General features: G+C 44.4%; 14 protein-coding genes and 1 tRNA gene. 7 read left to right on the forward strand and 8 right to left on the reverse strand.

Annotation, left to right across the window (positions count from 1 at the left end; all coding sequences use genetic code 11):
- Positions 1 to 17 precede the first annotated feature (17 nt).
- Positions 18 to 443 (forward strand): flagella synthesis protein FlgN, encoded by a 426-nt coding sequence (locus KI742_RS22470; RefSeq protein WP_005382015.1) that lies wholly within the window; start codon positions 18 to 20, stop codon positions 441 to 443.
- Positions 444 to 546: 103 nt separating this feature from the next.
- On the opposite strand, the gene flgP is transcribed toward KI742_RS22470, so the two are convergent.
- On the reverse strand, positions 547 to 978 hold the full coding sequence (flgP, locus tag KI742_RS22475; protein ID WP_005382014.1) for a flagellar assembly lipoprotein FlgP: 432 nt from the start codon (positions 976 to 978) through the stop codon (positions 547 to 549).
- Positions 979 to 987: 9 nt separating this feature from the next.
- Positions 988 to 1626 (reverse strand): FlgO family outer membrane protein, encoded by a 639-nt coding sequence (locus tag KI742_RS22480; RefSeq protein ID WP_005382013.1) that lies wholly within the window; start codon positions 1624 to 1626, stop codon positions 988 to 990.
- A 169-nt stretch (positions 1627 to 1795) separates the two neighbouring features.
- Between KI742_RS22480 and KI742_RS22485 the strand changes: the two genes are divergently transcribed.
- From KI742_RS22485 to KI742_RS22495, 3 genes are all read left to right on the forward strand, one after another.
- Positions 1796 to 2929 (forward strand): flagellar assembly protein FlgT, encoded by a 1134-nt coding sequence (locus KI742_RS22485; RefSeq protein ID WP_005382012.1) that lies wholly within the window; start codon positions 1796 to 1798, stop codon positions 2927 to 2929.
- 175 nt (positions 2930 to 3104) lie between these two features.
- A tRNA-Arg gene (locus tag KI742_RS22490) sits at positions 3105 to 3181 on the forward strand.
- Positions 3182 to 3460: 279 nt separating this feature from the next.
- Positions 3461 to 3967 carry a hypothetical protein gene (locus KI742_RS22495; protein ID WP_005382011.1) on the forward strand — a complete coding sequence of 169 codons (507 nt, stop codon included), beginning with the start codon at positions 3461 to 3463 and terminating at the stop codon, positions 3965 to 3967.
- A gap of 114 nt (positions 3968 to 4081) precedes the next feature.
- Here the strand turns inward: KI742_RS22495 and KI742_RS22500 are convergent, their stop codons facing one another.
- From KI742_RS22500 to chiP, 4 genes are all read right to left on the reverse strand, one after another.
- Positions 4082 to 5044: an OmpA family protein gene (locus tag KI742_RS22500; protein ID WP_005382010.1), complete on the reverse strand. Its 963-nt coding sequence runs from the start codon at positions 5042 to 5044 to the stop codon at positions 4082 to 4084.
- Between the two features lie 641 nt (positions 5045 to 5685).
- On the reverse strand, positions 5686 to 7113 hold the full coding sequence (gltX, locus tag KI742_RS22505; protein WP_005384075.1) for a glutamate--tRNA ligase: 1428 nt from the start codon (positions 7111 to 7113) through the stop codon (positions 5686 to 5688).
- Positions 7114 to 7290: 177 nt separating this feature from the next.
- A complete protein-coding gene (locus KI742_RS22510) occupies positions 7291 to 7887 on the reverse strand; it encodes a DUF2057 domain-containing protein (RefSeq protein ID WP_199267687.1) in 597 nt (198 codons plus the stop codon).
- Positions 7888 to 8010: 123 nt separating this feature from the next.
- Entirely contained in the window at positions 8011 to 9132 is a 1122-nt protein-coding gene (gene chiP, locus KI742_RS22515; protein ID WP_005382007.1) for a chitoporin, read from the reverse strand.
- 478 nt (positions 9133 to 9610) lie between these two features.
- Here chiP and KI742_RS22520 point away from each other — a divergent pair, with 478 nt between their 5' ends.
- Both KI742_RS22520 and KI742_RS22525 read left to right on the forward strand, forming a co-directional pair.
- On the forward strand, positions 9611 to 12307 hold the full coding sequence (locus KI742_RS22520) for a heavy metal translocating P-type ATPase (protein WP_285385871.1): 2697 nt from the start codon (positions 9611 to 9613) through the stop codon (positions 12305 to 12307).
- A 21-nt stretch (positions 12308 to 12328) separates the two neighbouring features.
- The gene (locus KI742_RS22525; RefSeq protein ID WP_151514570.1) at positions 12329 to 12778 is read left to right on the forward strand and encodes a DUF411 domain-containing protein; all 450 of its coding nucleotides are present in this window, start codon (positions 12329 to 12331) and stop codon (positions 12776 to 12778) included.
- A 65-nt stretch (positions 12779 to 12843) separates the two neighbouring features.
- Here the strand turns inward: KI742_RS22525 and KI742_RS22530 are convergent, their stop codons facing one another.
- Together KI742_RS22530 and KI742_RS22535 are read right to left on the reverse strand one after the other, a co-directional pair.
- Positions 12844 to 13536 (reverse strand): oligogalacturonate-specific porin KdgM family protein, encoded by a 693-nt coding sequence (locus KI742_RS22530; protein ID WP_005382004.1) that lies wholly within the window; start codon positions 13534 to 13536, stop codon positions 12844 to 12846.
- 438 nt (positions 13537 to 13974) lie between these two features.
- A complete protein-coding gene (locus tag KI742_RS22535; protein WP_285385872.1) occupies positions 13975 to 16626 on the reverse strand; it encodes a beta-N-acetylhexosaminidase in 2652 nt (883 codons plus the stop codon).
- Positions 16627 to 17120: 494 nt separating this feature from the next.
- Here KI742_RS22535 and KI742_RS22540 point away from each other — a divergent pair, with 494 nt between their 5' ends.
- Positions 17121 to 17993 (forward strand): TraB/GumN family protein, encoded by an 873-nt coding sequence (locus tag KI742_RS22540; protein WP_285385873.1) that lies wholly within the window; start codon positions 17121 to 17123, stop codon positions 17991 to 17993.
- Positions 17994 to 18103: the final 110 nt, after the last annotated feature.

The following is an 18103-nucleotide window of genomic DNA, read 5'->3' on the forward strand; positions in this document are numbered from 1 at the left end:
CCGAAGGTAAGTATTTTATGGCAGCATTAGTCGATCTCGTTAATTTCCAGCTAGAAAATGCTAAGGCACTTTCCGCTGTTTTACGCCAAGAAACACAAGCAATCACGGCGCGTGTCTCTACCGAGATTGAGAACATTGCCAAACAGAAGATGACGCTCATTGATCAGCTCAGAACAACTGATCAGCGAATCGCCTCTCACCCGCACGTCAATCAACTTACTGAAGATGAGCACCTAAGTCAGGTTGTTGCTCAAATCCAATCGATCGTCCTCGACTGTCAACAAGTTAACCAAGTAAATGGCGAATCGCTTAGTCGCGCACAGCTGAGCTTCAATAAACTCAACAACATGCTTCAGCGAACTCATGGCAAAGTTGGCATGACCTACAATGCGGGCGGAAAAACCCACACCATCTCGACGCTTGGCACCAATATAAAAGCTTAAACGTCACTCCTACCCTCAATTCCCGCGCTCACGTAGATATAAAAAAAGCGACTCATTGTTACCAATCAGCCGCTCAAAAAGATTATCTGTCTAGTGAAATGGTTTAAAACAAGGTTTGCTGACGCTTCTCAGGTACCTGCTGAACTTCTCCATAATCACGTAGCTTATCCATCTTACGGATATCCAGACGCAGCTCAGTCACATAACTGTCTTCAACAAGATAACTACGCACAACTTCTGCACCACGAATTACACCATCGACGGCACCAGTGGTGCTTTCAATACCCAAACGCTGGTCTTGCAGCTCTGCACGTCCACTAACACGCATGCCATAAACTTGCTCTGCTAGCTCACGATAAGCATCAATTTTTGATGCGCGCATTGCTCGTACACGCTTTTCTTCTACTGTGCGGCCTGTTTGCTCACTGACGCTGGCGTAACCCACCGCCACTAAGATTTCATCTTGACGCATCTGTTGTAATGGCTGACACCCAACCAATATCAGTGTGGCAACAATAAATAATAACTTCTTCATGCTTCTATCCTATGGACGGAGAATCACAGTGTACGGCTGACGAATGGTAGGGTCAGAACGAATCAACACACCATCTTGTGTGCGGATGCTATTTAACGTATCTAAGTCACGCCCAATACGGTCAGCCGGAAGGAAACCTTGCGCTGTCGCTACAACTACACGGCTTTGCATGCCAACCACGCGTGCATTGACAAGCACTCCGCCCTCTTGGCGCAGCATTGTTCCGGTCAGTACATACTGAATTTGCTGCTCTTGAGCTAAATCTTGCCAATCACGACTTAAAGCAAAATCGCCCTGCTGCGTCACTTGAATAGAGCCCGTAGTTTTGAAATCAACCACTTTAAACCCTCGGCGCTGAAACTGATGGATAAAACCTTCAGAGACCGAGTTACCTAACCAGTTTGTTGCATCCATATTTTGTAGATCAACAAACGAGGTAATCGCAATCGGTGTCCGCGCTGATACTGCCACATTAGAAACCATCAGGTCTTCTGTCATGCTCTCAATGAAAAAGTCCATCGTATGACGCGGACTATCCATCAGCATGAACTGGCTTCCCGAGTAAGGTTCTTTACCATTGTAAATCGGTGAGTACGCGCACGATGTCAGAAGCGTCATCATCGATGCGGCGACAAGCCACTTTTTCATGGTTTGATTCTCCAGATAATCTTAGGTGATACCGTTCTTTATTAATTCCTTTCCAAGAAAGTGAATATTGGAACAGTCTTTGCTTTTCTTTGTTTGCCTAACGAAGAAAAACCCACCAAACTTCACTGAATTTGTTAAAGCAATATTTATACCCGAACGGTTGTAACCAATGAAAAAAATATTAAACAGTCTGTTTTCAATCACTTTAGTGATGCTTGTGCCTTTTAAGGTAATGGCATCTTGGTATGAAGTCACAGGCGTTGCCACCATCGTTTCTTCAGAAGAGACGGCAAGGCTCCATGCGTTGGAAGACGCGCTGTTCAAAGCCGTCAATTTTTCGGGCGCAGATATTGGCAGTATTAGCAACTTGATGCCGCTATTAGAAGAAAGCCGCAACGAATACCAGTTTACCAATCATGAAGTCCGTTACATTTTGGTCGAGTCTGAACGCAAACGTCGCGGTAAAGTCGAGGTAAAAATCCGCGTTGATATTTATCCATCGGCAACGGGTTGCCACACCGATCAATACAAAAAGACAATGCTGGTCGGCAATATTGAGGTCGCATCACCACAACAAGCAGTGATGGGACAAATTTATCAAGTTGGTGACGATTTTAGCCACGTAGTGAACCGTCAACTTGATCAAACCTCACGCAGCTTTGTGTCTGTTGGTACAACGGACTACTCAATAAGCAGCAACTATCCTGCTCGCACTCAAATGATCGCACAAGACAATGGCGCACAATACATCATTGGAGGGGTCATAACCGATCTCACTGCAACGGTCGAATCTCAACTATTGCAAGATGACATCATCAATCGTCAGTTTGCGTTAGAAATGAAAGTATTTGATGGTAAAACTGGCCATGAAATCTTCAACAAAGCCTACCGTGAGGTCGCGCGTTGGCCATTTGCTAAGACGAGTCAAGTGGACACTCGTAGTGCACGTTTTTGGGCATCGACCTATGGCGAGATGATGCTTCGCGTTAGTCGCAATATTATGTTGGATCTGGAGTCGGAGCTGTCTTGCAAAATTACATTGCCAGAGGTTGTGGCAGTCTTCGGTAATACCGTAACGATGGATCTCGGCCGTATGCACGGCGTAAAAGAGGGAGACAAATTGCAGCTTTGGCACACCGCGTCGTTTATCGACCAAAATGGATTGCCAAGAAACAAAGTCTCGCAAAGCGAAATTACATTAACGGTATCACGCATATACGAACACGAAGCGGAACTGACGATTGATCAGCCAAATTTAGCATCTAGCGTTCAAATTGGCGACGTAATGAACAAGATCCTATAAAAGCAAACATTAAGTCTTGAGATATGCTCACTTTTGAATATCATAGGCAGCGCATCTTATTTGATTATACCAATGACCGTAGCGAATCGTTCAACGTGATGCTGATACAGATCTGGTAGATTGCTAGATTTGAACTCAGTAAAACAGTGCAATGAACTGCAACTATTGGTATTACGCCCCCATGGCACAGCTGGATAGCGCAGTCCCCTCCTAAGGGACAGGTCGTAGGTTCGAATCCTACTGGGGGCGCCATATCATAGCCTTAGCTCCCACTTGAGCTAAGGCTTTTTTGTATCTTCAATTTCAAGCCTCGCACTGCTCCCCCTAGTACACCGTGTTAGATAATCTTCCCAGTAATCAATATGATCGGATCGGGTGTTTCGGTTACGGGATAAACCCTTCTACTGATCTGACTTCTTCCCCTTGAAATCATTTCAACAAGCCCTATTTACAGTTTTGTATTTTATTACTTTAATTATCTATGAGTTTTGCTTACCCTTTTAGCTATTAATAAAATTATTAGTTAGCACTATGTCTAAAAGCAATTTAATAACTAACACTGGACACCGCTTTATTTCTAAAGGCAAGACAGCCTTTAAGATACATATCCATACCCCCGAGGATACGGTACTACACCGCTCGGTAGGATTTGTTCGTATTGGAGAAAAGAAAGGCTTACAAAAAGCCATTAAGCTGAGAAACGAGTTAGGCCGGCAAATGTGGGGCAAATTCTGGCGACGTCTTTTGAAAGACCCTTACCTAATGACTAGGCTTCCACATAGCGTTGAGCCTAAAATCGTTCACAAGCCTAACCCTACTCTTGAAAACCCTGACAACCGAGATACGTGTTACATCGCCAAGTGGCGAGAGTTCAATGATGACGGTGAGTATAAATATAAAACGGTGGTTCGCTCTATTAGTAAGTACGGCAAACTTGCCGCCTACATGCAAACCAAAAAAGCGTTGTTAGAAGCACATAAAGATAACTTGGAGATCCTGACATTTATGGGGCGTTTAAACAGCATTGATCTTAAGTAATACCTGGCCACTTTGAACATTTCAGTCAGTTTTTAAAGAGAAATAAAAAGCCCCAAAGAGCGAACTCTTTGGGGCTTTCAGCTTCAGTCTTCTATACTACGGTCGAATAGGAGCTTATTGCTGAACTTGGTATTCAAATTCTGGAACAACGACTTCTACGCGACGGTTTTGTTGACGACCTTCACGAGTGTCGTTTGAAGCGATTGGGTTGTTTTCACCTTCGCCACGAGCTTGGATACGTGATGAATCAATACCTTTTTCAACCAGTGCGTTAGCAACAGACTCAGCACGTTTTTCAGAAACTTTTAGGTTGTAAGCTGCTGGACCAGACGTATCTGTGTAACCTACAACTTCAACGTTCGCTTGTGGGTGCTCGTTTAGGAAAGCAACTAGGTTATCAAGTTTTGCAGCGCTCTCTGGTTTTAGAGTTGTGCTGTTTAGATCGAAGCTACCTGTACCAATTGTTTGAGTTTCGAATGTTTTCGTAACTACAACTGGCTCTTCTACCACTTCTTCTACAACCACTTCTTCAACAACAACTGGCTCTTCTACGATTACTGGCTCATCGTTGCCGCCGAATTTGAAAGAAACACCTAGTGTTGCAGTGTTACCTGTCGCACGAGTTACATCGTTGCTGATGTCAGTCAGTGTTTGGTATTCCGCACGAGCTGTTACGTTTTGGCTTAGGTTGAATTCAAGACCAGCTGCGCCTAGGTAAGAGTAATCATCTTTGCCATCAAACATTACGTAAGCGCCACCCACTTTACCGTAAAGTGCGATGTCTTCAGTGATTGGTAGGCTAAATTTAGGAGCAAGAGTGATTGCTTCTACGTGGCCACCGAAAGAAGTTTGGTTAAAATCACCGATGTTGTCGAAACCCGCTTCTACTGCGAAGTATTTATTCATTTCGTAACCAACAAAAGCGCCAAGAGTAGAATCGTCTTTGTCACAAGCCTGGCCCGCTACACACGCGTCTTCCATCCATGACTTACCCATCTTACCACCAACGTATACTTCTGCTTGTGCTGCTGAAGCCATAAGTAGAGACGCTGAAATTACCGCTGCTAATTTTTTCATTATTGATTCCTCTAAAGAAGTTCTTTTGTTAGATGCCGAAATGCGCCGTCTGACTGACGTTGTATTTCAATTCTTTTTATTCATTCCTTGAGTGAGATACTTAGTCAGCTTCTTTTTATGCACATGCATTTTTTTTATGGAAGCAACTTACGTACATTTCCTGTTCAGTGATACATATCGCCATCTCGGTATCGCTGACGGGATGAACTATAACGCTAAGAAATCGCGAGAAAAATCCCAATTCTGTCAATTTATTGTCATCAAAAATCTCGACAACATGTGATCTTAAGCAAAAAAATCCCCACGCAATCACCACGCAAACGTTTGCTTTAATTTTTGGAACAACATAGCTAAAGCAAAGGTTTTTCTTAAAAATGAGACAAACAAAATGGAACTTTAAGGAACATGGATAAAAATCAATCAGATATTTGATATATAATCGCTCGTTTTTTATTCACGCCAACGATGTTTGGATTAAAAAATCTTATCCATATTGAGGTAAATTACAGGTGAAACCATCTCTTCATTCACCAATATGAGAGAAAGTTTCTCGTTATCTAAATTGAAGATACAAAAAAGCCGCGGTTGCTCACCGCGGCTTTGTGACTATTTATTCAAAAAGAACGTTCAGTTCAAAGCAATTATGCGTTTGCTTCACGCTCAGCAATGAACTCAAGCGCCATCTTAATGCGAGCAATACAACGCTCTTTTCCAACCAGCTCCATTACTGCATCGACAGAAGGAGACTGACCGCCGCCTGTTACAGCAACACGTAATGGCATACCGATTTTGCCCATGCCGATTTCCAACTCTTCACATACTGCTGCGATAACGCCATCTTTGATGTTCGCTGTCGTCCATTCAGTTAGTGCTTCCACTTTCGCTAATGCAAGTTCTAGAGGCTCTTTAGCCACGCCACGCAGGTGTTTCTTCGCTGCGCCCGCTTCAAACTCAGAGAAATCTTCATAGAAGTAACGGATTTGCTCAGCTAGCTCAACTAGTGTGTTGCAACGCTCACCCACCAGCTTGATCACGTCAGTAATAGCAGGACCATTCGTTACGTCTAGTTTTTGTTGGTCTAGATGCCATTGTAGATGCTCAGCAACGTACGCAGGATCTGAGTTCTTGATGTAGTGGTTGTTCAACCATTGCAGTTTGTCAGTGTTAAAAGCAGACGCTGACTTAGATACTGCGTTTAGGCTAAATAGATTGATCATCTCTTCTTGAGAGAAGATTTCTTGGTCCCCATGAGACCAACCAAGGCGCACTAGGTAGTTGTTTAGTGCCGCAGGCAGGTAGCCCATATCGCGGTATTGCATGACTGATACAGCGCCGTGACGTTTAGACAGTTTCGCGCCGTCATCACCCAGGATCATTGCACAGTGTGCAAATGTTGGTACTGGCGCACCTAGTGCTTCGTAGATGTTGATTTGACGAGGCGTGTTGTTGATGTGGTCTTCGCCACGAACAACGTGAGTGATACCCATGTCCCAGTCATCCACTACTACACAGAAGTTGTAAGTAGGTGAACCGTCAGTACGACGAATGATTAGGTCATCCATTTGATCGTTGCGGATTTCAATGCGACCACGGATTTGATCATCAAATACTACGCTGCCTTCTTTCGGGTTACGGAAACGGATAACACATGGATCGCCATCTTTTGCCGCTTCGTTTGCTGCTTTGATTTTTGGATGGTTAGCATCGTAGCGAGGCATTTCTTTATTTGCTTCTTGCTCTGCACGAATTTCATCTAGCAGCTCTTTAGACGCGTAACATTTGTAAGCTTTGTCTTCAGCAAGAAGCTTATCAACCATTTCGTTGTAACGGTCAAAACGTTGAGTTTGGTAGTAAGGACCTTCATCCCACTCCAAGCCTAGCCATTCCATGCCTTCAAGAATTGCATCAACCGCTTCCTGAGAGTTACGCTCAAGGTCTGTATCTTCGATACGTAGAACGAATTCACCACCTTGGTTTTTAGCGTATAGCCAAGAGTAAAGTGCAGTACGCGCACCACCAACGTGTAGATAGCCAGTTGGGCTAGGAGCAAAACGAGTTTTAACCGTCATTTGAGTTCCTTAGGGGTAATGAGCAACGAGAGATCTCTCGTTGTAATGTCAAGGATAAAAGTGGCGACATTTTACCACCGTAAGTCAATTCTACAATCGGTTTGACAACAGAAATAAAAACAGGGCAGAACCAAAAAGGCACAGCCCTACTATTTACTGTTAAAGCACGAGACGAAATTACTTCAGGTTACGCATTGCCCATTGCATAAATTCTTGCTGCTCTTCACGGCTCAATTCATTAAACGATGCTTTGATTGTTTTGGTTTCCGCTGGAGAAGACGCAATGCTTGCCTTGGTCGATTCTTTATTCATTGCGTTGTTATAGTCGGCAACTTCTCGTTCGTAATCACGAAAACCTTGCAAACCACCTTTACGAAGTTGAACCATAGAGAATGCCACTTCTTTTCCGTTTTTGTCTTTCAATACCACTTTAGGATCGAGTTCGAAGGCTCTCGCCTCTTCAATAGTACGGAATGTTTGATAAGTCATAGAAAGCTCGGTGTCTTTTTCTGCATCAAACTCTAATACAAGTGGCTGCGAATCGAATTTACGGCGCTTTCCATCTTCAAATACGATTTGTCCAACCGTTACCGCTAATTGGTTTTCCCCATCCTTTAACTCGATGCTGTTGTTCTTGGATATCCACTCAGGGTAGACGAACTCGCCGTTGAGAACGCGAGGAACTAATTCAGATTGCAGAGTGAGTTGAGCAGCAAAAGCTGGCGCCGAAAGCATTGCGCAAAGTCCGAGAAGTGTCGTTGTTTTTTTCATCATGGTTTCTCACTTTATACCAATTTAGATAAGCCTCTAAAACTTACAGGCCAGTCATTTCAAAGGCTTATTTGAATAAGTATCAAGATAAAAAGGGCGTTTCCGCCCTTTTAGCTGCTTCTTTAGCTAGAAGTAGTATTCAACACCTACAGAGAACTCGTCGTAGTCAGCAGACTTCCAACGTGCTTCTGTTGGTTTATCTAATTGAGACGCACCGTCGCCAAAGTCTAGAGTACGAGCACGTACGTACAGCACTGCCGATGGGTCTACGAAATACATAACTTGTGCTGATAACACATCGTCCGCTGTATCGTTAATTTTCTTACCATCACGCTCTAGATCAAAGTTAGCGGCGTAAGCCAGTTTGTATTGCCAATCACCCGTGGTGTACATGATAGCGGCAGACATTGCATCTTGCTTTTCACTCACACCATTGCTTGCGTCCGCTTCCATGTATTTGTATTGCGCAAAGAAAGAGATCCCGTTATCAAACCAGCCTTGTGCCCCTACCAAGTACGTGTTGTTTTCCCACGTTTGGCTTTCCATCTTGATATTACGGTTACCTTCATATGCCGCATCTAACTGGATAGGACCAATTTTGTAGTGTGCTGCGATACCACCCCAGTAGTCATCCCCTTCACCTAGACCTGCTTTATCACCTGCACCAGCTGCGATATCTAGGGAGAATTTGTCAGCAAACATTGGAGAGTCCCAGCGGATAGTGTTTGATTGACGGTCTTGGTACTTGGCGCCACCAATAGCACCACCCCAGTCGTATACATCGCCGAGACCAGGGTTAGATGCTGGCCAGTCAACCAATTCGTACATAGGTGTCAAAACGCGACCCAGACGAATTTGACCCCAAGATGCACTTTCAAAACCGACGAATGTGTCACGTTCACCAAGACCTGCGCCCTCGCCACCAAAGCTAGGGTCTACATAACCGCCTTCGATTTGCCAAATAAAAGTAGGGTCGAAGTTAGCAAATTGTTTTTTACCACGGAAACCAATACGAGATTCGTTGTTTAGCTGCATGCCACCCAAATCATCGTCCGTTGCTTTGCTACCAGAATCGTAATCGCGGTACGCGGCCTGCATCGCGATGATTCCGTAAACTTCATAAGAAAATGAATCTTTGGTTAGAAACTCTTTTGCTGCGTCACTGTTTGCACCATCAGCAAATGCAGCACCACTGAACATCATGCCGGTAATTGCCGTGGCAAGTAGGCTTTTCTTTAGGTAAGACATTATAAACCCCTATATTTTTAGTTTTTTCCATTTTCAAATTCACTAACTAGGACATGGCAGGAACTTGAAACAGTGTTTGGACGGGGCAAATATGACAAACTTTTTTCGCACTAAAAAACTTTCCCTACAGCAATCTGAGCGACTTCAAAATGAGAAGATCAAAAATAAAATAAATCAATAAAAAACAATCGCTTAACATCAAATATAAAAAATAAAAAACGTTAAAAGTACGTTTTGACACTGAACTGACATTGAGAGTATCTAAAAAACGTGAGCGACTTCATTCATCTTTTAGGTGTTTTAACGGAACTTTATATTCAAAGAGAAAAAACCTTGAGATCACTCGCAAGTAAAATGACCGTGCACTTGTGGGATTCGAGAGATTTTGACGAAATTGTTGTGAGTAGCAAATGGGTATTGACCTTACCCTTGCAGGAAGGTTTAAGCTCATAGCATCACTACTATTGAGGTGCAGATTATGTATCAGTTAGTTATACCTTTATCAGGGCTCAACTGCATGGGCTGTGCGAGAAAAGTTGAGAATGCTTTACATGCGAATCACGATGTGGAGATCCTCAATTTGTCCCCGACGCAAGTAGAGGTCAAAACCGAGTCTTCTCTTAAAGAGCTCGTCTCGTCGATTGAATCTCTTGGTTACCAAGCAGGAAATCACTACGAACTAAACCTTTCAGGCTTAAGCTGTGGCGGTTGCGTCAGAAAACTTTCATCTTTATTAGAATCTAATCAAAACGTTATTTCTTTTGAGGCTTCAACAACGCACTTAGAGATTCGTACCCTCCTCTCCGAGCAACAAGTGATCGACTTAATAGCAACACTCGGCTATACCGCCAACCTTGATTCTGTTGAAGTAGAGAACGAAAGCTCACCAGAGACCGAACAGGTAGAAAAGCAAAGCAATATTAAAGATACGCAGGTGCCACCAGCGAGTATTCAATTGCAAATGCTGATTCAAGGCATGACGTGTGCGAGTTGCGTCTCTTCAGTAGAGAAAGCACTTACTAACGTAGAAGGTGTTGAGAAAGCACAGGTCAACCTCGCAGAACAAAGCGCACTAGTATTCGCAAGCCAAGGCTCTGATGACCTCCTTAACGCAATTGTTGAATCGGTAAAACAAGCCGGTTACCAAGCAGAGATCCTACAAGACGCCGCAACCCAGCAAGAAAAGCAAGCACAGCAACAACGTCAGCAACAAAAACGCTTTAAACTGGATGCTATTGCTGGCCTTGTCGTCGGTGCCCCTTTAATGATTTGGGGCGTTGCTGGCGGCAATATGATGATTCGCAACACCAACGACCAATTAGCTTGGGGCGCGATCGGTATCGTATGTTTACTCCTTCTTGCCACAGCAGGGAAACACTTCTTCAGTAACGCTTGGTTAGCAGCTACTCACAAGCGCGCCACCATGGACACGTTAGTCGCGCTCGGTACTGGCGCAGCGTGGTTCTATTCGATGCTTGTGGTGATTTTCCCAGACTGGTTCCCTCTTGCTTCACGCCACGTGTACTTTGAAGCGAGTGCAATGATCATCGGCTTAATTTCTCTTGGGCACTATATAGAAGCAAAAGCCAAAGCAAACACAACACGCTCATTGCAAGCTCTGATTAACCTGCAACCTCAGCAAGCTACGGTAATCACGAAACAAGGCGATCAACAAATCGCGGTTGAGCAAATCACGCTAGGCATGAAACTGCGTATCAAACCAGGCGAGAAAGTGCCTGTTGATGGTGTTGTGATTCAAGGTGAATCATACATTGATGAGTCGATGCTCACTGGTGAACCAGTACCAGTATTAAAAGCGCAAGAGGCTCAAGTGTCTGCCGGGACATTAAATACCGATGGTGGATTAGTCATTGAGGCAACGGGCATTGGCGCAAATACCATGCTGGCTCGTATCATCCGCATGGTGCGCACAGCGCAAAGCAGTAAGCCAGCCATCGCGAAACTGGCAGACCAGATTTCATCGGTGTTTGTCCCTGTCGTTGTTGGCATAGCAATACTGGCCGCGCTCGTTTGGTTTGCCGTTGGCCCAGAGCCAAAAGCGAGTTATATGCTGGTGGTCACCACAACCGTCCTGATCATCGCATGTCCTTGCGCTCTAGGCTTAGCAACCCCACTTTCTGTCACGGTGGGAGTGGGTAAAGCCGCAGAGCTCGGCATTCTGATCAAAGACGCCGACGCCCTGCAATTGGCAAGCAAAGTCGACACGGTTGTGTTCGACAAAACTGGCACGCTTACCCAAGGTAAACCTAGCGTTCAGCAAGTGTTTACTCACGCCACCAGCCAAGAAGATCTATTGGCTTTAGCGTATGCGGCAGAGCGTCAGTCTGAGCACCCACTGGCAAAAGCGGTATGTGATTACGCCAAACGACACGACGCAAAAGACGTCTCATTAGACAAGTTTGAGAACGTTCGCGGACGCGGCATTTTGGCGACGTATCAAGATAAACCGCTGCTCATTGGTTCGCTTCAATTTATGCAAGCAGAGAACGTCGAGACTAGCGCACTAAAATCTGCCATCGATGAATGCGCAAAATATGCGTGGACTCCGGTAGCTGTGGCATTGAACGGCGAACTGATCGGTCTGATCGCCATTGCCGACCCGATCAAATCAGATGCGAAACAAGCGCTCTCTGCATTAAAATCGCAAGGCATCAAAACGGTAATGCTGACGGGCGATAACCAACACGTTGCCAATGCTATCGGCCAAGAACTTGGTATTGATGAAGTGATTGCCCAAGTAATGCCAGATGAGAAAGCTCAGCACATTGAGCAACTTCAATCTCAAGGACATGTCGTGGCAATGGTGGGGGATGGCATTAACGACGCCCCTGCTCTCGCGTTATCCAACCTCGGTATTGCTATGGGTAGCGGCAGTGATGTCGCCATTGAAAGTTCGCAAATGACCATCCTGAACACGTCACCAATGGCGGTAGTACATGCGATTGAACTCTCTCGCGCTACACTTAAGAACATGAAGCAAAACCTATTTGGTGCCTTTGTTTACAACTCGTTGGGTATTCCAGTTGCCGCTGGTGTGCTTTACCCAGCGTTTGGATTTTTGCTCAGTCCTGTTGTCGCAGGAGCGGCAATGGCACTGTCTTCAATTACTGTCGTTAGTAATGCAAATCGACTACGACTGTTTTCAGTAAAATAACCACTTCTTTTTGAGGGTATTATGAAGTTGAAACTATTGACCTTTGCAATGCTTGCGACCGTGTCCGCCAACGTATTGGCAGCCGATGTCATTAACCATAAATCGCCATACTGTGGCTGTTGTGGAGAATGGACAAAACACATGGAAGAGAACGGCTTTACGGTCGAAGAAAAATTGCACGATGACATGAACGCCATCAAACGCGATCTAGGCATCAAGAATGAACAGCTTTACTCTTGCCACACGGCAGAGATCAACGGCTATCTGTTTGAAGGTCACATTCCAGCCGAAGACATTAAAGCATTTTTGAAAAATCCACCACGTAACGCAAAAGGCCTATCAGTACCGGGCATGCCAATGGGCTCCCCTGGTATGGAATATGGCGACAAAAAAGACAGCTACACCGTTTACGCCTTTAACGAAAAAGGACAAGTGTTCGAATATAGCCACCACGAAGGCAACGGCAAATAAAAACAAAGCCCAGCGAGACAAACCGCTGGGCTTTTTCTTAATGGACAGTTAAGACAAATATAAAATTAGAAGCCGTAAGAGGCACCAAATACAAAAGCGTTATTCACTAGGCTGTCACCACTCGCGTTTTCTGCACCGTGTGCTTGACTACGGAACTCAAAGTAAGGTTGAACACCTTTACGAGTCCACGTTGCACGAAGCTCGTGGTCCATGGTTTCCGCTTCAATCATGTAGACGTTGTTGTAGCTTAGCGTCACATCCTCATTCATCACGTAACCGATGCGGTTGTCCATGCGGTAATCTGTATCCGCATCTGCGTCTGTCGCATCAATGTGCGCACGAGTACGGTTACTTAAGGAGATGCCGTTATCGAAGTTGTAACCAATCTTAACCAATGGACGGTACTGTACATTCTCGCCAGCAGAGAACAGGTGTTGGTAACCAGCGGCAACCCATAAATGATCGGTAATATTAAATGACTGCTCACCACCCACAGTGATTGCTGGTGTTGTGTTACCTGCGCCACCGTTTTCTGTTTCCAGTTTACCCAACTGAATACCATCAAATTCGGTGTAAACCGTAAAGCCGCCGAATTGGTTATCAAAAGTATGACCAGCTTCCAGTGTAGACGTAACGTCCGAACCATGAATTCGACCATCATCGTGGAATTGAACATTACCTGTTACGTAAGAAGAACCAGCAAAAGCGCTAGAAGCGAAAGCAAGAGAAAGAGCACTCAGTGCAAAAATGTTTTTCATAATTACTGCCTTTATTTATTCACGTTATGCGATAGTTTTAGAGGGCATCTCTTCCCTTTTATCGCAAACTTTGGAATGTGCCTCCTTGGCGTTCGCAATATTGTTTCAATTAATTCGCGATGGAAAATAAAACATTTTAAAAAGTGATCTTGTTCAAACCGAAGCTCAACAACCCTGATAAAAACATGGAAAATACAGGCACTTATCGTATCTTTATAAAATTATTCAAAAAATAGAAGTGTGATCGTAAACAGATAATTTATTGATATTTAGCACATTAAGTCGATCCAGTTCACAATAACCTTGACTATTACAACCCAAGACTTATTTATCAATGAAAAACAATTAGACATCGATCACGCTTAATTTCCTCAAAAAATAAAGAAAGCCCCAACATGATGTGAGGCTTTGCCAAAAAATTAACTTACAAGAATTGAGTTATTTCACGCTGGTCACTCGACTTGCTTTCTCACCGGTTGCTGACACGGAACGGATAAACACTTCACCTTTCACATTTGGACGAGCATTATCTGCGTAAGTTAGCCAGTTCTTGCCGTCTAGAGAGTATTGAAGCTTCACCCCTGGGAACTGAACGTTCATTGCTAGCTTGCCATCTTCTACTTTCGCACCTGGTACAGGCAGGCGGTAGTCGATACCTGATTTTTCTAGCTTAGCCAGTTCACGTTGGCCAAGTACGTTCGCAAAGCGGTTGTAGTCTTGGTTTAGCGCGGCTTTGTCTACTAGGTTAGAGTTTTGCGAGTATTCAACACCCACTTTGTAGTCGTTTTCCCAATCAGCACGGTGCCATGCACGCTCAGCGGCTGCTAGTACGCGAGGGAATACCATGTACTCGTATTGCTCATCGTTACGTACTGTCTCAGACCAAAGCTGTGCTGATAGACCATAGAAAGGTTTCGCTTCGATTTCACCTTTACCAGTGAAGCCATTGCCATCACGGTCTACAGAGGTTTCTGCGTTCTGAGGCATGTTCTCTGGTGCAAAACCAAACATCTTACGCGTATCGGTTGCACGCGTCGCCCAGTAATAACCACGCTCTTTAGGGTCCACTTCGTATGGCATGTCCATGTACACGTAGTCTGGGTTAGAAACGATAACGTCGTAACCTTTCTTAGACCATTCGTACACTGATGATGTGCCACCCCAGTAAAGAACGTCCCAGAAGTTAACACGCGTGTTTTCTGTTGCGAACGCTTTCTCACCTTCGCTGTACTTAAGGCCATCTTGCCAAGCTTGGAAGTTTGGAATGCCCTTCTCTGCCACCATCTTCGACACTTCTTCTGCAAAGTGGCTTGGTAGATGAGCAAAATCGCTTACCGTACCGTCTGCAATTAGCGTCTGACATTGTGGTGACTGTGCGAATGGCTTGTCTTGCTTAGACAAATCAATGTTACCCTTCCAGCTTACTTTGTCTTCTGCGTTGATGTCTTGCAGACCAGCGCCTAACTTGATGTTCTTCGCTTCATCACCACCGAAGTGCCATGTTGTTAGCGGCGTACCCGCTTCTTGGTGCATTGCTGCTACTTCTGAAATCACTTTATCAACAAAACGAGTGGAAGATTCCATACATGGGTTGATGAAGCTTTGCTTGTTGTAGAACTGAACCGTCGTTACGTTCGATGTATCTTGAGGGTCCATCAGGCGGTACTCGTTCGCTTCGGCTTCTTTGCCTTCTTCCATTAGACGGTCGTAACGTGCTTCCATTGATATCACTGCGGCACGTGCGTGCGCTGGCATATCGATTTCAGGAATCACTTCGATGTTACGCGCTTTCGCGTACTTCAAGATGTCCACGTAGTCTGCTTTGCTGAAGAAGCCAGAGCCAAAGTTGTCTGTCGTTGCGCCTGAGCCAAGCTGAGGCAGTAAACAGCTTTTCTCTTCCAAATCGAAACAACGGTTAGCACCCACTTCAGTCAGCTCAGGCAGACCCGGGATTTCTAAACGCCAGCCTTCATCATCCGTTAGGTGAAGGTGTAGTTTGTTCATCTTGTACGCGGCCATTTGGTCAAGCGTTGCAAGAATCGCGTCTTTAGAGTGGAAGTTACGAGCCACGTCCACCATCACACCACGGTAATCAAAACGCGGCGCATCTTTAATAGACAGCTGTGGTAGAGAATCAGCATTTTGGCTATCTACCAGGCCAAAGATAGATTGTACTGCGTAGAAAGCACCTGCTTGGTCAAACGCTTTAATCGCAATACCGTCGCCTTTGATGCTCATTTCGTAAGCACCAGATTTTGCCAATTTACCGGTGAAGTCTGCAGGAACAACAGTGATGCTTACAGGAAGAGCACCACGAACATCCACACCTACCACTTCTGCACGACCTTGAATTGCTGCGTATTGAGCCGCATCGAATGCGTCTTTAGGCAGCGCAATACCCGCCGCGATATCTACCGTACCTTTACCTGCTTCAACAGACATTGGCGTTGGTAGTAACGTGGTTGATACGTCTTGTTTTGCTAGATCTTCGTTCTTCTCGAAACGAGACACAGCGCTCGCAAATACGTTGTTGTCATCTGGCGTACGTTTTAGGTTGTTACCCTCAAGGCCAGTCACGAAAGATGCAACGTCTTCTGTGTTAAGAGAAGCGATCATCTTAGGCTCTGCATTTGGTGCAGCAACGAAAGCGCCTGGCATGAAGTCAGTTTCAAATAGCTGCCAGTATTCAGCAACAAGAGGAAGCACAACCTCTTCACCCGCAGCAAAACCATCAAACTTATCTGTTGGTTCTAGTTTGTGTAGATCACCCGTTACGCGAGAGATTTTAAACTGTTCGTTTTCAACATCCAGAATCAGACGAATGCTATGGAAGTAAATAGCCCAATCTTTTGAGTCAACCGCTTCACCTTGGTTAACCAGCGTCATGTTTACCTTGTTACAAGACGCCCACTCAGCCCCTAAGTCCTGACAAGCAAGACCTTCGTTTGCACCGTGGTTAGTCAACACTTGGTATTGAATATCAAGATTATTAGCCAACGAATTTACAACTTGTTGTTCAGAGCTTTGCAGCGCAGAGCAACCTGCTAATGTAGTGATAACAGAAACAGCAATCAGACTAGGTTTAAACATCTTACTTCCCCAAAAAAGTCAGTGGTTCAAAACGACAATGATAAAAATCTCGGCCCCTCAAATGCGAGGTACCTAACCGTTACATTCAACATACAACCTGTTATTTCTAAGCGTAAAATAAATAGAAATAGGAAGTGATCCAGCTCAAAAAATGACACTCAGCAAAAACAATAAAAACCTAATTTTCATGGAGTTACAATACACGTCAAAATCGAACAACTTGTTTTGACGAGTTTGCTGCGATCTAGGTCACTTATATTCATGAGTTACGACTGATTTTGTAAGATTTGGATCACGCCTAATTATTTTGTGAACCATTAGTAAGCGAATTACCTATTTACCTTTCGTGAAGTGACTCTCATTTATTCGTCGTCAAAACTCGTCAATATTTTTAGAAATGACGATTTTGTCGAATACCCCACTGGAGAAATTGCACTTAACCTCACGCTATTTTGCGTATAAAGTTTAAAGGTATCTTATCTGAGGACCATTCTATGTTTCGTCTCTTGACGCTCATATCATCTCTACTTGTTACTTTGACTCCTTTTTCCTCTTATGCAGAGCCACAGTATTGGTTAGCGAAAAAAGGGGAAACCGAACTTATGATTATTGGCTCGGTACATGTGGGGGATAAAACGATGTACCCACTCCCTAGAACGGTCATCCAGCATTTAAGCCAAAGCGCAGGGTTGATTATTGAAGCAGACGTCAGGAATTCTGAAGGCTTGGTTTACCCACAAACAACCATTCTTTCTAAAGATGTTTTAGACAGAGCTCAACGTCGCCACTTAATTGAAATTGCCCAAGATTTAGGTTTGCCAGAAACTCAACTCCTAAATTCCCCACCTTGGATGGCGGCATTCACCATCCAACTCGCTTTAGTCAACAAACTGGGGTATGTCTCTGATAAAGGGGTCGACATGCACTTAATAGGACTCGCTGATAAAAAGCAAATCCCGGTCATTCCACTGGAGTCCGTGCAATTCCAAATCGATTTAATCGCAGGTCAATCAGAAGGCGGTAAAGAGATACTTCTCTCATCAATTGAAGAATATGATGGCGGAGAAGAGTTGGTTCAATGCTTGATAGAGAGTTGGAAGAGTGGTGATGGTAGCATGTTGGTCGAAGCCTCTTTGACCGATCATACAACAGAAGAGTTTAACCAAGCCTTTTTATACGAGCGTAATCGAGATTGGGCTAAAAAACTCGACACTGGCAGTGTTCTACCTCAGCAATCGGGTCGTTACACCGTTGTTGTTGGTGGCTTGCATTTAGTAGGTAAAGATAACCTGATTGAACTGCTTAAAAATCGGGGATTTAACATCAAACCACTGGGTAAGACGCGCCAAGCAAATTGTGATATCTAGTGATTGTTTGAAAAATGCCATTTAAATACAATTATTTAAATACAACCATTTAAAATTCATTCAAACTTTCTTATAAAACGCCGTTAAGCTAAGTGGATACAAAACAACTC

Source organism: Vibrio sp. D417a (genome assembly GCF_030248595.1).
Classification (GTDB): Bacteria; Pseudomonadota; Gammaproteobacteria; order Enterobacterales; family Vibrionaceae; genus Vibrio; species Vibrio alginolyticus.

What these genes read in the sequence shown, in the direction of transcription:
- KI742_RS22470 (WP_005382015.1), top strand. Translation starts at nt 18, where the DNA reads ATGGCAGCATTAGTCGATCTCGTTAATTTCCAGCTAGAAAATGCTAAG.
- flgP (WP_005382014.1), bottom strand. Translation starts at nt 978, where the DNA reads ATGAAGAAGTTATTATTTATTGTTGCCACACTGATATTGGTTGGGTGT.
- KI742_RS22480 (WP_005382013.1), bottom strand. Translation starts at nt 1,626, where the DNA reads ATGAAAAAGTGGCTTGTCGCCGCATCGATGATGACGCTTCTGACATCG.
- KI742_RS22485 (WP_005382012.1), top strand. Translation starts at nt 1,796, where the DNA reads ATGAAAAAAATATTAAACAGTCTGTTTTCAATCACTTTAGTGATGCTT.
- KI742_RS22495 (WP_005382011.1), top strand. Translation starts at nt 3,461, where the DNA reads ATGTCTAAAAGCAATTTAATAACTAACACTGGACACCGCTTTATTTCT.
- KI742_RS22500 (WP_005382010.1), bottom strand. Translation starts at nt 5,044, where the DNA reads ATGAAAAAATTAGCAGCGGTAATTTCAGCGTCTCTACTTATGGCTTCA.
- gltX (WP_005384075.1), bottom strand. Translation starts at nt 7,113, where the DNA reads ATGACGGTTAAAACTCGTTTTGCTCCTAGCCCAACTGGCTATCTACAC.
- KI742_RS22510 (WP_199267687.1), bottom strand. Translation starts at nt 7,887, where the DNA reads ATGATGAAAAAAACAACGACACTTCTCGGACTTTGCGCAATGCTTTCG.
- chiP (WP_005382007.1), bottom strand. Translation starts at nt 9,132, where the DNA reads ATGTCTTACCTAAAGAAAAGCCTACTTGCCACGGCAATTACCGGCATG.
- KI742_RS22520 (WP_285385871.1), top strand. Translation starts at nt 9,611, where the DNA reads ATGTATCAGTTAGTTATACCTTTATCAGGGCTCAACTGCATGGGCTGT.
- KI742_RS22525 (WP_151514570.1), top strand. Translation starts at nt 12,329, where the DNA reads ATGAAGTTGAAACTATTGACCTTTGCAATGCTTGCGACCGTGTCCGCC.
- KI742_RS22530 (WP_005382004.1), bottom strand. Translation starts at nt 13,536, where the DNA reads ATGAAAAACATTTTTGCACTGAGTGCTCTTTCTCTTGCTTTCGCTTCT.
- KI742_RS22535 (WP_285385872.1), bottom strand. Translation starts at nt 16,626, where the DNA reads ATGTTTAAACCTAGTCTGATTGCTGTTTCTGTTATCACTACATTAGCA.
- KI742_RS22540 (WP_285385873.1), top strand. Translation starts at nt 17,121, where the DNA reads ATGTTTCGTCTCTTGACGCTCATATCATCTCTACTTGTTACTTTGACT.